At 62.9% G+C, this 14,016-nt stretch carries 11 protein-coding genes and 1 tRNA gene; all 12 read left to right on the forward strand.

Translation table 11 applies throughout. The features are described 5' to 3' along the window. The first annotated feature begins 110 nt into the window (after nt 1-110). The gene (locus tag AHA_RS12620) at nt 111-776 is read left to right on the forward strand and encodes a 4Fe-4S dicluster domain-containing protein (protein WP_011706327.1); all 666 of its coding nucleotides are present in this window, start codon (nt 111-113) and stop codon (nt 774-776) included. Further along, a complete protein-coding gene (gene hyfB, locus AHA_RS12625) occupies nt 776-2,647 on the forward strand; it encodes a hydrogenase 4 subunit B (RefSeq protein WP_011706328.1) in 1,872 nt (623 codons plus the stop codon). The genes AHA_RS12620 and hyfB overlap by 1 nt, the downstream gene beginning before the upstream one ends. Nucleotide 2,648: 1 nt before the next feature. Next, nucleotides 2,649-3,602, forward strand: coding sequence for a respiratory chain complex I subunit 1 family protein (locus tag AHA_RS12630; RefSeq protein ID WP_005345231.1), 954 nt, complete (start codon nt 2,649-2,651; stop codon nt 3,600-3,602). Between the two features lie 80 nt (nt 3,603-3,682). Next, on the forward strand, nt 3,683-5,401 hold the full coding sequence (locus AHA_RS12635) for a hydrogenase large subunit (RefSeq protein ID WP_011706329.1): 1,719 nt from the start codon (nt 3,683-3,685) through the stop codon (nt 5,399-5,401). 9 nt (nt 5,402-5,410) lie between these two features. Then, nucleotides 5,411-5,968 (forward strand): formate hydrogenlyase complex iron-sulfur subunit, encoded by a 558-nt coding sequence (locus AHA_RS12640; RefSeq protein ID WP_005345227.1) that lies wholly within the window; start codon nt 5,411-5,413, stop codon nt 5,966-5,968. Further along, entirely contained in the window at nt 5,968-6,783 is an 816-nt protein-coding gene (locus AHA_RS12645) for an NADH-quinone oxidoreductase subunit B family protein (RefSeq protein WP_011706330.1), read from the forward strand. The genes AHA_RS12640 and AHA_RS12645 overlap by 1 nt, the downstream gene beginning before the upstream one ends. Further along, nucleotides 6,776-7,189, forward strand: a complete 414-nt coding sequence (locus tag AHA_RS12650) for a formate hydrogenlyase maturation HycH family protein (protein WP_011706331.1) — start codon at nt 6,776-6,778, stop codon at nt 7,187-7,189. The genes AHA_RS12645 and AHA_RS12650 overlap by 8 nt, the downstream gene beginning before the upstream one ends. Next, nucleotides 7,189-7,698 (forward strand): hydrogenase maturation peptidase HycI, encoded by a 510-nt coding sequence (hycI, locus tag AHA_RS12655; protein WP_011706332.1) that lies wholly within the window; start codon nt 7,189-7,191, stop codon nt 7,696-7,698. The genes AHA_RS12650 and hycI overlap by 1 nt, the downstream gene beginning before the upstream one ends. Before the next feature lie 193 nt (nt 7,699-7,891). After that, nucleotides 7,892-7,983 (forward strand) — tRNA-Sec (locus AHA_RS12665). Nucleotides 7,984-8,252: 269 nt separating this feature from the next. Further along, nucleotides 8,253-9,689, forward strand: a complete 1,437-nt coding sequence (gene selA, locus AHA_RS12670) for an L-seryl-tRNA(Sec) selenium transferase (RefSeq protein WP_011706333.1) — start codon at nt 8,253-8,255, stop codon at nt 9,687-9,689. A gap of 4 nt (nt 9,690-9,693) precedes the next feature. After that, the gene (selB, locus tag AHA_RS12675; RefSeq protein WP_011706334.1) at nt 9,694-11,577 is read left to right on the forward strand and encodes a selenocysteine-specific translation elongation factor; all 1,884 of its coding nucleotides are present in this window, start codon (nt 9,694-9,696) and stop codon (nt 11,575-11,577) included. Then, nucleotides 11,574-14,012: a carbamoyltransferase HypF gene (gene hypF, locus AHA_RS12680; RefSeq protein ID WP_011706335.1), complete on the forward strand. Its 2,439-nt coding sequence runs from the start codon at nt 11,574-11,576 to the stop codon at nt 14,010-14,012. The genes selB and hypF overlap by 4 nt, the downstream gene beginning before the upstream one ends. Nucleotides 14,013-14,016: the final 4 nt, after the last annotated feature.

Consider the following 14,016-nt stretch of genomic DNA (forward strand, 5'->3'; position numbering starts at 1 on the left):
CATCATTTAAAAACAAACACTTACACTCATCCAGCCAAGCAAAAACAAGCTGGCCCGTATCTTGCCAACCTGCCCCTACTTTCTCCGTTCGCGACACGACAAGGTAGGCTATGAACCGCTTCGTTATCGCTGACCCCAAGCTTTGTATCGGCTGTGGCACCTGTATGGCGGCCTGCAGCGAGGTACACAAGGCGCAAGGTTTGCAACAAGCCCCCCGTTTAACTGTTATGCGACACGAGCAGGCGACCATGCCGGTTCAGTGCCGTCACTGTGACGATGCCCCCTGCAGCAAGGTGTGCCCGGTCGAGGCGATCCGCCAGACCGGCGATTGCGTGCAACTCAACGAGTCGCTCTGCATCGGCTGCAACCTCTGCGCCGTGGCCTGTCCCTTTGGCGCCATCCAGAGCGGCGGCAGCCGTCCGGTGGCCGTGGCCACCAGTTACGACATCTATATCCCCTGCTCCATCCACTCCAGCAACCCCTCCACCTCCGCCGGCCTGCGCTGCTTTGGCGAGGATCTGCTGAGCTGGGAGCCGGGCGTGCGCAGCATCGCGGTCAAGTGTGACCTGTGCGAATTTCGTGCCGAAGGGCCGGCCTGTGTCGATGCCTGCCCCTCCCAGGCATTGAAGCTGGTCAATGACGGCGACACCGAACGCGCCGCCCGTATCCGTCGCCAGCAAGCGGCCGACACCAACCCGCAGGGGGCCTCTGCCTTCTCGGCGCCCGCCACGGCGCTCCCCGCATCCGATTTATCCACCACAGAGGGAGCGTGCTGATGTTGTCCCCCCTTGTTATGGCCACGCTCCTGCTCTTTTTGCTGGGCGCTGCCGCCGGTCTGCTGCTGCAAAAACTGCCCGCACTGGCCAACCGTCTCAACAGTGGCTTTGCCCTGTTGGGCTCGCTCGCGGGTCTGGTCGCCGCCATCCAGATCTTTGCCCAAGGCGCCCCCGTCGACGGCCAGCTCTGGCTGCTGGGCTCGGTTCACCTCGATATGCTGGCCGCACTGATGCTGCTGGTGATCAGCACCGTCGGCGTCGCTGTCGCCCTCTACTCCTTTGCCTATATCCGCGAATATCAGGGCAAGGGCGATGTGGCCATCGGCGCGCTGATGAACCTCTTCCTCTTTGCCATGGTGGGCATGGTACTGGCCGACAATGCGCTCGGTTTCTTGCTCTGCTACGAGCTGGTGACCCTCACCACCTACTGGCTGGTCAAAACCAACCCCGAGGCCGCCAAACAGAGCCGTCTCTATCTGGTGATGAACCATATCGGCATGGCACTGGTGCTGATCGCCTTCTGGCTGCTCTGCCGCGAGAGCGGCTCGCTGGAGTTCGCCGCGCTGCGCGAGCACCATCTGGCGGGCGTCCTGGCCTCCCTGGTGTTCCTGCTCAGCTTCTGCGGTTTTGGCCTGCGCGCCGGTTTCGTGCCGCTGCACGGCTGGCTGCCGGTGGCCGAGCCCGTTGCCCCCTCCCATATCTCGGCGCTGATGTCCGGCGTCATGGTGAAGCTGGGTCTCTTTGGCATCTTGCGGGTCAGCATCGATTTTCTCGGCGCCAGCCAGCTCTGGTGGGGCTATGTGGTGCTGATCTTCGGAGCCTGCTCGGCGGTGCTCGGGGTGCTGTTTGCGCTGGCCGAGCACGATCTCAAGCGGCTGCTCGCCTACCACACGGTGGAGAACATCGGCATCATCCTGATGGGGATGGGCATCGGCATGATCGGCATCGCCAACCAGCAGCCGGCACTGGTGGTGCTGGGGCTGCTCGGCGCCCTCTATCACCTGCTCAACCACGCCATCTTCAAGAGCCTGCTCTTTATGGGCACCGGCTCAGTGATGTTCCGCCTGCACACCCGCGACATGGACAAGATGGGGGGCCTGGCCAAGCTGATGCCCTGGACCGCGCTGGCGTTCCTCATCGGTGCCATGGCCATCTCGGCGCTGCCGCCCCTGAACGGCTTTGTCAGCGAGTGGTTTATCTACCAGTCGCTGCTCTCCATGACCAAACTCGGCACCTCCGTTGTCGCGCCGCTCGCGGTAGTGATGCTGGCGGTGACCGGCGCCATGGCGGTGATGTGTTTCGTCAAGGTGTACGGCATCTGCTTCTGCGGCGCCCCGCGCAGCGAGAAGGCGAGCCACGCCCGCGAAGTGCCGGGCGCCATGGTGGCAGGCACCCTGCTGCTGGCCGCCGTCTGTCTGGTGCTGGGTCTGGGCGCCCCCTGGATTGCCCCTCATATCGCCAGCTATGGCCAAGCCTTGGTAAGCGGCCAAATGAACGTGGCCACCGGCGCTACCCTGCTGCCCCTCGATAGCAGCCAGGCGATCCTCTCCCCGCCCGTTATCGCCATCACCTTGCTGGGGCTGTTCCTGATTCCGCTGCTGGTATTGGCCATCTTCAAGGGGCCCAAGCTGGGTCGTCGTCACGCTGGCACCCCGTGGGCTTGTGGTTACGCCTATGAGGAGCGCATGAGCCTCACCTCTGGTGGTGTCACCCACACCTTGCGCCAACTCTGCGCGCCGCTCTATCGCAAGCAGCCGCAGCTCGATCTGGCCAGCGCCCTGCACGGGGTGAGCGATACCAGCGGGACGACCGGCTGGCTGCTGCACGGTGTTGTGCTGGCGCTCTTTATCCTGATGGCTGTAGGAGTCTGATATGCCTGTTCTTGAAATGCCGAGCTGGGGCATGGTTGCCCTCGCCCTGACCCAGGCCATCGCCATGCTGGCGCTGGCGCCGCTCGCCACCGGTTTCAACCGGGTGCTGCGGGCCAAGATGCACTCCCGTCAGGGGCCGGGCCTGCTGCAGGATTACCGGGATATCGCCAAGCTCCTGCGCCGTCAGGAGGTGACCCCCGAGCCTGCCGGCATCATCTTCAACCTGATGCCTGCGCTGCTCATCGCCGCCCTCTTGCTGGTAGGGATGGCGCTGCCGACCCTGACTCACGAGTCCCCCTTCCCCATCGCCGGGGATCTCATCACCGACATCTATCTGTTCGCGATATTCCGCTTCTTCTTCTCCCTCTCCGGGCTCGACAGCGGCAGCATGTTTGCAGGGATCGGCGCCCGCCGTGAACTGACCCTCGGCATTCTGGTGGAGCCCATTCTGGTGCTCGCCTGCTTCATCATGGCGATGATGGTGGGCAGCTCGGATCTGGGCAATATCAGCAGCTATGTGGCGACCCAGCCGCTGGCAGCGCCCATCGCCACCCTGCTGGCTGGCGCCGCCTGCGCCTTCGCGGTGTTTGTCGAGATGGGCAAGCTGCCCTTTGACTGCGCCGAAGCCGAACAGGAGCTGCAGGAGGGGCCGCTTACCGAGTATTCCGGTGCGGGTCTTGCCCTGCTCAAGCTCTCCATCGGCCTCAAGCAACTGGTGGTGGTGCAGCTCTTTCTGGTGATTTTCCTCCCCTTCGGCAAGGCGGCCAACTGGAGTCTGCCTGCGCTCATCGGTGCGGCGCTGATCCTCGCCTGCAAGCTGCTGGTGGCCTTTTTGCTGGCCGGCATCATCGAAAACGCCATGGCCCGTACCCAGTTCGTGCGCACCCACAAGCTCACCCGCTACGGCTTGGGGCTGGCCCTGCTGGCGCTGCTCGCCTATCTGGTCGGGATCTGAATCATGCCCGCCAGCACAGCGACTTTTTCCGATTTCATCATTTGTGAATGCGCATTCCCGAACATTAAAGTGAGAACTGCATGACCATCGCCATTTCGGATCGCATCGGCTGCGACTATATCCAGCAGGTGCGAGCCCAACTGCCCCACGCCATCGTCGACGAGGAGTGGCAAACCGCCGATCAGGCCACCATTACCGTCAAGCCCACCAGTCTGGTCGAGACGGCCAGCCTGATCTTCCACCAGCTGGGGGGCTGGCTTCCGCTCTCCTTTGCCAATGACGAGCGCAGCCTCAACGGCCACTTCGCGGTCTACCACGTCTTCTCCATGGAGGGCGACACCAAGTGCTGGATCACCGTCAAGGTGCTGGTGGATGCCGATACCCAGGAGTATCCCTCCATCACCCCGACCATTCCGGCGGCGGTGTGGGGCGAGCGGGAGATCCGCGACATGTACGGCCTGCGCGCCATCGGTCTGCCGGACGAACGCCGTCTGGTGCTGCCGGACGACTGGCCGGAGGATATCCACCCCCTGCGCAAGGACGCCATGGATTATCGCCAGCGCCCGATGCCCACCACCGACACCGAGACCTACCCCTTCGTCAACGAGCTCGGCAGTGATGCCAACCGCATCGTGCCGGTCGGCCCGCTGCACATCACCTCGGATGAACCGGGGCACTTTCGTCTGTTCGTCGATGGCGAAGACATCATCGACGCCGACTACCGCCTCTTCTATGTCCATCGCGGCATGGAGAAGCTGGCGGAAACCCGGATGGGCTACAACGAAGTGGCGTTTCTGACCGACCGGGTCTGCGGCATCTGCGGTTTTACCCACAGCGTCGCCTACACCACCTCGGTGGAGAACGCCATGGGCATTGTGGTACCCGAGCGGGCCAAGATGATCCGCGCCGTGCTGCTGGAGGTGGAGCGCCTGCACAGCCATATCCTCAACATCGGCCTGTCGAGCCACTTCACCGGTTTCGACACCGGCTTCATGCAGTTCTTCCGGGTGCGGGAGAAATCCATGACCCTGGCCGAGCTGCTCACCGGTGCCCGCAAGACCTACGGCCTCAATCTGATTGGCGGGGTACGCCGCGACATCTTCAAGGAAGATCGCATCAAGGGAGCCCAGCTGGTACGGGAACTGCGTAATGAGCTCAAACCCCTGGTGGCCATGCTGCTGGATACCGCCAACATCTCTTCCCGCCTCATCGGTATCGGCAAGCTCGACCCGCAGATTGCCCGCGATTTCAGCTGCGTCGGCCCCATGGTGCGGGCGAGCGGCTTCAAGCGCGACGTGCGCCGGGTCCACGACTTTGCCGGCTACCGCGAGCTGCCGATGGAGATCCAGACCAAGGCGGGTTGCGACGTGCAATCCCGGGTGCTGGTGCGCATCCACGAGCTCTACGACTCCCTCGACATGATTGAGTTCGGCCTCGAGCACCTGCCACAGGGGCCGCTTTTGACCGAAGGGTTCACCTACCAGCCGGGCAAGTTTGCGCTGGGCTTTACCGAGGCGCCCCGCGGCGAGAACGTGCACTGGAGCATGACCGGGGACAACCAGAAGCTGTTCCGCTGGCGCTGCCGCGCCGCCACCTACGCCAACTGGCCCGCCCTGCGTTACATGCTGCGCGGCAATACCGTGGCGGATGCACCGCTCATCATCGGCAGTCTGGATCCCTGCTACTCCTGTACCGACCGGGTCACCCTGGTCGACCCCAAGAAGGGCAAATCCACCGTGGTCTCCTACAAGGAGATCGAGCGCTACGGCATCGATCGCAAAAACTCTCCGCTGAAATAAGGGGTCATCATGATCAAGCTGTTCAAGACCATCCTCAAGGCTGGCACCCCGACCGCCAAGTACCCCTTCGCCCCTTACGAGGTGAACCGGGATTTTCGCGGCAAACCCAAATATCAGGCGGATCAGTGCATCGCCTGCGCCGCCTGCACCAAGGCCTGCCCGGCCAACGCGCTGGTGATGGAAGTGGACATGGAGACAGGCGAACGGCGCTGGGAGATCTCCATGGCGCGCTGCATCTTCTGCGGCCGCTGCGAGGAAGTCTGCCCGACCCGCGCCATCGCCCTCTCACCCGAGTTCGAGCTGGCGGTGACCAACAAGGCCGACCTTTATGAGGAGGCCCGCTTCGCGCTGGCCCCCTGCACCCTGTGCGGCACCTACTTTGCCCCGAGCAAGCTGGTGGCGCTGGTGGAGGACACCCTCAAGCAGGCGGGCACACCGCTCGCGACCCCAGAGCGGCTGCATCACTGCCCCGACTGCAAACGAAAACAGAGCATGCTGAGCCAGCCTGACTCGGCCCTGATCACACCGATAGCCACACCGATGGCCGCACAAAAGGAGTGGATGTGATGAGCAAGATCAAAGGCATAGAACCGGTTGTCGGCCATGCCCATACCCGCGCCGTGCCGCTGGCACAGGATCCCGAGACCACCAAACTCAAGAAGACACTGCTCAAGGACATTCGCCGCTCGGCCTATGTCTACCGGGTCGATTGCGGCGGCTGCAACGCCTGCGAGATCGAGATCTTCGCCACCATCACCCCGCTGTTCGATGCCGAGCGTTTCGGCATCAAGGTGGTCGCCTCCCCCCGCCACGCCGACATCCTGCTCTTTACCGGCGCAGTGACCCGGGCGATGCGGGTACCGGCCCTGCGCGCCTACGAGGCGGCGCCCGACCCCAAGATCTGCATCGCCTACGGCGCCTGCGGCTGTGACGGCGGCATTTTCCACGATCTCTATTGCGTCTGGGGCGGCACCGACAAAATCGTACCGGTGGATGTCTATATCCCCGGCTGCCCGCCCACGCCGGCCGCCACCATCTACGGCTTTGCCGTGGCGCTCGGTCTGCTTGAACAAAAACTCAAAGCCACCAGCCACGAGGTGCAACCGGGTGAGCGGGTCGAGCTGCGCCATACCGGCATCCCCAATGAAATCCGGGTGATGATCGAACGCGAAGCGCGCCGCATGGCCGGTTACCGGCAGGGGCGGATCATCGCCGACGAATTCATGGCCCTGCTCGAAGGGGCGACCCAGCAGGATGTGGATCTGCGCATCCAGAGCTACCTCGATCAGCACGACGATCCGCGCCTCTCGGAGATCGTCAACAACCTCGCAAACGCCTGCCTCAACCGGGCGGCCGGCAAGGGAGAGGCGGTACATGGCTGACGAGGTTTTTTTCTACCGCCTCTCGCGCAAGTTCGTCGACGAGCAGTTCGATGTCCCCGAGGAAGCCAAGGAGGTGATGTACTACAGCCTCGCCATCGGCCACCACCTCGGCATCGTCGATTGCCTGCGAGCAGACCTGGTCTGCTCGCTGACCGGTTATCGCGACTGGGTAGCCAAGCTGCCAGAGGGGAGCGAGGCGCGCCGCAAAATGGAGGGATTTCTCACCTTTGGCGAGATCACCATCTATCGCGAGCACTGCCATATGCTGGCCTGCGCCTTCGACCGACTGCGCAAAGCCGACAATCTGCTCGATGAGCAGGAGCTGGGCTGGACCAATACCTTTATGGATCAGCTCACCGCCCTCTTTAACGACCCCCATATGTACCTGATGGTAAGGAGCCGCTGATGGGCTGCAATCTCGTGTTGACCGTGGGCAATGCCATGATGGGGGACGACGGTGCCGGCCCCTATCTCGCCGACAAGCTGCAGGCCGCCCCCCTGCCCGGCTGGATCCATATCGATGGCGGCATCGCGCCGGAAAATGTGGTCTACAAGGTGCGGGAGCTGCAACCGGAGCGGGTGGTGCTGGTAGATGCCGCCGAGATCGGCGAGAAGGCGGGTACCCTGCAGGTGATCCCCCCCGAGACCATCGCCGAGATGTTTATCTTCTCGACCCACAACATGCCGCTCAATTTCCTGATCGACGAGCTCAAAACCTTTGTACCCGAGGTGATCTTTGTCGGGGTGCAACCGGCCATAGTGGCGTTCTCCTTCCCGATGACCGAGATGGTGAGCGGCGCCATGGATTATCTTTACGATCACCTGGAAGAGGCTAAAGATAGCGAGTTGTTAATAAACCGGCTGACCCAGTGGAATATGACCAACGCGGCCACCGATTATTTGCCGGCTTGTTAACGGCAGCAGTCTGCGCTCCCTCTAAAGGCATATAAAAACGCCCGATGTTAAATTAAAAACATCGGGCTAATTGCCATGAAATTGATATGAATCAACGCGCGGATATTTTTCAGAAAATCGGCCAACTCGCTATTTTTAAACATAAAAAAGCGTTGCCAGTCACAGAAAATTGCCACAAAATGGTGGCCATTGCGGAAGCTGATGGGGTCTGGTGGCCTCCTCGGTCTTCAAAACCGATGAGAGCCGAGAAGGCTTTGGCAGGTTCGATTCCTGCCTCTTCCGCCAAATTTCATATATTGGAGAGAAACCGTCAATTATGTTTCAGGCTGGTTGGCGACTGTTTCACATATTGTTCTAACAAGGCGCCTGTCGCATTGCCAATATAATCTGAATGCGCTCCGACACCCTTATTTTTCTGCTCAAACATTAATTTATCCATTCGCCTTTTTAATTAATTCATGAATGGCTAAAAGCAGCAAATAAGCAGCGTCGCAGCGGCCTTCCTCCGGCAAGGCGGCGTGCATGTCACTCCCACGCACAGCCCGGGTCATCTCATGCCAACTCCGTCTGACGTATCCTCCCTCGCCCCCAGCGCCTCTTATGCCGCGACTCCCGCAAACCAGCGCCGCTTGCCACAAGTGGAACAGCTGCTGCAGCAACCTTTTCTCGCTAGGTTTATCGAGGCGCTGAGCCGCCCGCTGGTGACCCAGGCGGTGCGCGACACCCTGAGTGAACTGCGCCAGAGTGAGACGTTTCGCCAGCATGGCGTCGCCTCTGAACGCCTTGAAGCGCTGATTGCCAAGCGCTGCCAGCAGCAGCTGCGCCAGCGTCAAACCCGGGTGATCAACGCCACCGGCACCCTGGTGCACACCAATCTGGGGCGCTCGCCGTTAAGTAGCGATCTGTGGGACGAGGTGCGCGACCTCAACACCGGTTACAACAATCTGGAGCTGGATCTCGCCACCGGCAAGCGCGGCGGGCGCAAGGGGCTGATCGCCCCCCTGCTCCGTTGCCTCACCCAGGCCGAGGATTCGCTGGTGGTCAACAACAATGCCGCGTCGCTCTTTTTGCTGCTGCAGGAGGTGGCCAAGGGGCGCGAGGTGATCGTCTCGCGCGGCGAGCAGATCCAGATTGGCGGCGGCTTTCGCATCCCCGACATTCTGGCCCTCTCCGGAGCCAAGCTGGTGGAGGTGGGCACCACCAATATCACGACCGCCAAAGATTACCTGGATGCCATCACCGATCAGACCGCGCTGGTGCTGATGGTGCACAGATCCAATTTCGCCATTCGCGGCTTTACCGAATCTGCCGACATCGGCGAGCTGGCCCACGCCCTGCCCGAGCACGTCGTACTGGCGGTGGATCAGGGCTCCGGCTTGACCACCGAAGAGTTTGCGCCGGACGAAACCTCGGTGCGCCAGTACATCAAGGCGGGGGTGGATCTGGTCTGCTACTCCGGCGACAAGCTCTTGGGCGGCCCGCAAGCGGGCATCATCAGCGGCCGAGCCGATCTCATCAAGCGGCTGGAAAAACATCCCATGATGCGCACCTTCCGCTCAAGCCGCATCATTCACTCCCTGCTTGAACGCCTGCTCATCCACAAGCTCAACAAATCCCCCGTCGGCGAGGGCATAGCCCAGCAAGTCTTAAGCAACCCGGCCGCCATGCAGGCGAGAGCCTCCCAGCTGATGGCCGCCCTGCCCGGCTGCTTTGTGCCGGTTCCCGCCCAGCTGGTGGTGGGCGGCGGCACCCTGCCGGACGAGTTCTACCCGGCGCCTGCGCTCGAATGCACCGACCCGCGTCCGGCCCAGCAGCTGCTCGATGATTTGCGCGAACTCCCGGTGCCGGTCATCGCCACCGTGCGCCAGCAGAAGGTGCTGCTCAATATGGCCACCCTGCTGCCGGCGGAGATGGAACAGTTGATCGCCCAACTCAGGGAATTGCTGCAGCCCGCCCCGTTCAATGCAACAAATGCGACCGAGGAGCCCTGATCCCATGACCTCCTATCGCGCCGTTATCGGCCTTGCCGGCCATGTTGATCACGGCAAGACCTTGCTGATCAAGGCGCTCACCGGCATCACCACCGCCCGTGCCCACGAGCAGGCCATCGGCATGACCCAGGATCTCGGCTTTGCCCACTTCGACGACGGTCAGGGCAACACCATAGGTGTCATCGACGTGCCCGGCCACGAGCGCTATATCCGCAACATGGTGGCGGGGCTCTGGAGTCTGGATCTGGTGCTGCTGGTGATTGCCGCCGACGAGGGGTGGATGCCGATGACCGGCGATCACCTGCGCCTGCTCAAGGCGATGGGGGTACCGCGTCTGCTGGTCTGCATCAACAAGTGCGATCTGGTAACGCCCGACGAGCTTTTACTGCTTGAAGAGAGCCTGCTGGAGCGGGTGATGGACGAGAGCGGCATGGTGCCCGACATCGTCAGCGTCAGCGCCAAGACCGGTGCCAATATGGCCGCCCTGCACACCGCCATCGTGCGCCAGTTGGGGGATATGGCCGAGCATCATGCCCCCCGCGAACAGGCTGCCCCGCGCCTCTATGTAGACAGGGTCTTTACCGCCAACGGCACCGGCACCGTGCTCACCGGCACCCTGCAGCAGGGCAGCCTCAAGGTGGGGGACAAGCTGCGCCTCTACCCCGCCGATCGGGAGGTGCAGGTGCGCTCCCTGCAGGCCTATCATCAGAGCGTCGACGAGATCGGCGCCGTCTGCCGAGTGGCGGTAGGCCTTAAAAAGGTGCCCCACAAGGAGGTGGCCCGCGGCCACTGCCTGACCAGCGCTGCCGGCCAGTGCGAGGCGGCAACCCACCTTATCGTGCGACTCTGCGAGGTCGGCGGCAGCATCCGGGAACAGCGCAACCGCGAAGTGGAAGTGGCCCTCGGCAGCTGGCATGGCCGGGCGCGCTTTGTGCCAATAAAAGATACCCGGCTGGCACGACTGATCTTTGCCAGCCCCATTCCCTGCTTCTTTGGCCAGCCGCTTGCCATCATTCGCCACGGCAGCAGCGAACTGCTGCACGGCGCCCGCATCGTCTGGTGCGGCGACATCCATCCCGCCAGACGCAAAACGCTGCACGCCCTGCTGGGCGAGCTGCCTGATGACTTGGATCGCTACAACCCGGCCACCCTGCAACTGGGGCTCAACGGCTATGTGGCGGCCAGCCGCTTTGACCAGCGGCCCGAGCAGGTCACCCCCCTCGGTGAGTGGCTGCTGGATAACTGCTGGCTGGCCCAGAGCCGCGACCAGCTGCTCGCCACGCTGGCCAGCGAACCGCTTAGCGCCGCAGAGCTTGCGACCCGCTTTGGCATCGCCCTGCCGGTCATTCAAGCCCTGCTCCAGCAGCTCAAGAGCGAGCAGCTCATTCGCCTGCACCATGACAAGTGGCAACCGGGCAGCGGCGAGTCGGAAGATGATCTGGGGGAAGAGGCACAGCTGGTGCTCAAGGTGGTGCGAGATCAAGGCAAGGAGGGGTACGAGCCCGGTAAACTGGGCCCCGGCGGCGTGGAGCTGGATCCCTTTATCACCCGCAAGCTGCCCGCGGCCCTGCAGCAGGGCCTGCTACAAAAAGGCGCGTTGCAAAAGCAGCTGCGCAACCTGGCGCGACTCAAGTATCTGGTGCAGCTCGATGGCCCCATCTACTACGACGCCGCCCTTTACAACCAGATGGTCGCCGCCGTGCTGGCGGGCCAGCAGGTGGGAGACCTGATCGACATGGCATCCTTCAAGGAGATCACCGGTTTGTCGCGTAAATACGCCATTCCGTTCTGCCTGCGCATGGAGATGGATGGCTGGGTGCGGCGCGAGGAGAACGAGCGTCGGGTGCTGCGTTTGCCAGCCACTCAAGATGAAATGGAGTTGGCATGAGCGCTGCCACCGCCCCCGCTATCTCTCCCAATCCTGTGGCCAACCGGCTGCGCCGCGAGTTTCATATCGACGGTATCGTGCAGGGGGTCGGCTTTCGCCCCTTCGTCTATGGGCTGGCACTGCGCCACGGCATTGCCGGTTATGTGTTGAACGATGCCAACGGCGTCACCATTGGCGCCGAAGGATCGCCTGAGCAGCTCGCCGCCTTTGCCCGCGAACTGCGGGAATTGGCGCCGCCGCTCAGCCGCATCGATCATTTCAGCGATCGGGAACTGCCCCTCGCTCATGGTCCCGACTACGATGGCCACTTTCATGGCCAGTTTCGAATTAAAGCGAGCCAGCAGCAGAGCTCGGCTACTGTGGCCATCTCGCCGGATCAGGGAATGTGCGAGGCGTGCGCCAACGATGTGGCCAACCCCAACGATCGCCACCATCGCTACCCCTTTACCAACTGCACCCACTGCGGCCCGCGCTACACCATCATCCGCCGCCTCCCCTACGACCGCCCCCACACCGCCATGGCGGGCTTTGCCATGTGCCCGCGCTGCGCGGCGGCCTATGAAAACCCGCTGGACAGACGCTACCACGCCCAGCCGGTGAGCTGCCCCGAGTGCGGGCCCCATCTCAGCTGGCGCAGTGGCCGCGGCGATGCCTTGGCCGAGCGCGAGGATGCGCTGCAAGCTGCAGCAAGCGCTCTGCAAGCGGGGGCGCTGATTGCGGTCAAGGGCATGGGGGGTTATCACCTGGTATGTGATGCCCGCAATAAACAGAGTGTCGCCAGATTGCGAACACTCAAGCGGCGCGAGCGCAAGCCGCTGGCGGTGATGATGGGCTCCCTTGCCGAGGCCAAACTGCATGTCACCGGCTGCGAGGCAGAGTGGCAGCTGCTCGCCTCTCAGGCCAGACCCATCACCTTGCTGCGCAAGCGCAAAAACGATGATCGACCGTCAAAATCCCAACTGACAACCGCGCCGCTGGCCGAGGGGATCGCCCCCGGCATCCCCTACCTCGGGGTCATGCTCCCCTATACCCCGCTCCATCAGCTGCTGCTGGACGCCTGCGCCATCCCGCTGGTGGCCACCAGCGCCAATGGTCGCGGCAGCCCGATCCTTATCGAGTGCGAGGCGGTGATCAGGGAACTCGGCAGCGAGATTGACGGCATCCTGGATCACAACCGCCCTATCCTGCACCCGTGCGACGACAGTCTGGTGCAGTGGGCCGGCAGGCGACGCCAGACGTTGCGGCTAGCCCGGGGTTATGCCCCCTGCACCCCCAGCCTGCAAGAGGCGGTCAATTTGCCGCTGCTGGCGGTCGGGGCGCAGCAGAAGAACCAGCTGGCGCTGGCCTTCGGCCGCCAGCGCATCTACAGCCCCTATATCGGCGATCTGCATAGCCTGCCGATGCAGAGTCACTTCGAGCAGACCCTGGCGACCTTCCGCGATCTCTACGATCTCAAACCCGAACTGCTGGTCTCGGATCGCCACCCCGGCTACCTCAGCCACCAGTGGGCCAAAAGCTATTGCCGCGATCAGGGTGCAATCCACCTCGAGGTGCAGCACCATCACGCCCACCTGCTGGGGGTGATGGCCGAGCACGACATCACGGGCCCTGTGCTGGGGGTTGCCTTCGATGGCACCGGCCTTGGCGATGACGGCACCCTCTGGGGTGGCGAGCTGCTGCTGGCCGATGTGAAGGGCTTTACACGAGTTGCGCACCTCAAACCCTTCAAGTTGATCGGCGGCGAGGCAGCCATCCGCGAGCCGGTGCGCCAACTGCTGGGGCTGCTGTTCGAATCCTATGTCGTGGATGAGACCAGCGCCCTCGATATTCCGGCGATCAAGCAACTGCCCGCAGAGCGGATCCGCAACCTGCACCAGCTCTGGCAGCTGGGTCGCAACGCCCCTTATACCAGTTCCATCGGTCGGCTGTTCGATGCGGTGGCGGCGCTCTTGGGGGTGATCGATACCCCGGATTACGAGGGCGAAGCGGGGCTCCTGCTGGAGGCGGCAGCCTTGCAGCTGGCCCCCGATGAAGTGCCCTTCCCCCTCGCCTTTGATCTCAGCCAATCAGCGGAAGGGCCGCTGCAGATCCAATGGGCAGAGCTCATCAATACCCTTGTCAGCGAGCGGCGCAAAGGCTCCTCCACCGCCAGCCTGGCTGCCGGTTTTATCCGCGCCATCAGCAATCTGGTCATCGCCCTGGCCGAGCGTTTCCCCGGCTATCCGGTGGCGCTCGGGGGCGGCGTCTTTCAAAACCGGGTGCTGATGGACCAGCTGGTGCCCGCTCTCGAAGCCGCCGGTCGGCAGGTATTGACCAGCGAAACCCTGCCGCTCAATGACGGTGGCATCGCCGCCGGTCAGCTCTGGTTTGCCATCCACCATCTTGCCACGCATCAGCCTGTCACTACCGGTTGTGCCACCTTGTCGGAGTCCTGAAATC

The organism is Aeromonas hydrophila subsp. hydrophila ATCC 7966 (genome assembly GCF_000014805.1).
GTDB lineage: Bacteria > Pseudomonadota > Gammaproteobacteria > Enterobacterales > Aeromonadaceae > Aeromonas > Aeromonas hydrophila.

Bases quoted from the DNA above. Each gene is read 5' to 3' on its own strand.
- AHA_RS12620 (WP_011706327.1), top strand. From the start codon at position 111: ATGAACCGCTTCGTTATCGCTGACCCCAAGCTTTGTATCGGCTGTGGC.
- hyfB (WP_011706328.1), top strand. From the start codon at position 776: ATGTTGTCCCCCCTTGTTATGGCCACGCTCCTGCTCTTTTTGCTGGGC.
- AHA_RS12630 (WP_005345231.1), top strand. From the start codon at position 2,649: ATGCCTGTTCTTGAAATGCCGAGCTGGGGCATGGTTGCCCTCGCCCTG.
- AHA_RS12635 (WP_011706329.1), top strand. From the start codon at position 3,683: ATGACCATCGCCATTTCGGATCGCATCGGCTGCGACTATATCCAGCAG.
- AHA_RS12640 (WP_005345227.1), top strand. From the start codon at position 5,411: ATGATCAAGCTGTTCAAGACCATCCTCAAGGCTGGCACCCCGACCGCC.
- AHA_RS12645 (WP_011706330.1), top strand. From the start codon at position 5,968: ATGAGCAAGATCAAAGGCATAGAACCGGTTGTCGGCCATGCCCATACC.
- AHA_RS12650 (WP_011706331.1), top strand. From the start codon at position 6,776: ATGGCTGACGAGGTTTTTTTCTACCGCCTCTCGCGCAAGTTCGTCGAC.
- hycI (WP_011706332.1), top strand. From the start codon at position 7,189: ATGGGCTGCAATCTCGTGTTGACCGTGGGCAATGCCATGATGGGGGAC.
- selA (WP_011706333.1), top strand. From the start codon at position 8,253: ATGCCAACTCCGTCTGACGTATCCTCCCTCGCCCCCAGCGCCTCTTAT.
- selB (WP_011706334.1), top strand. From the start codon at position 9,694: ATGACCTCCTATCGCGCCGTTATCGGCCTTGCCGGCCATGTTGATCAC.
- hypF (WP_011706335.1), top strand. From the start codon at position 11,574: ATGAGCGCTGCCACCGCCCCCGCTATCTCTCCCAATCCTGTGGCCAAC.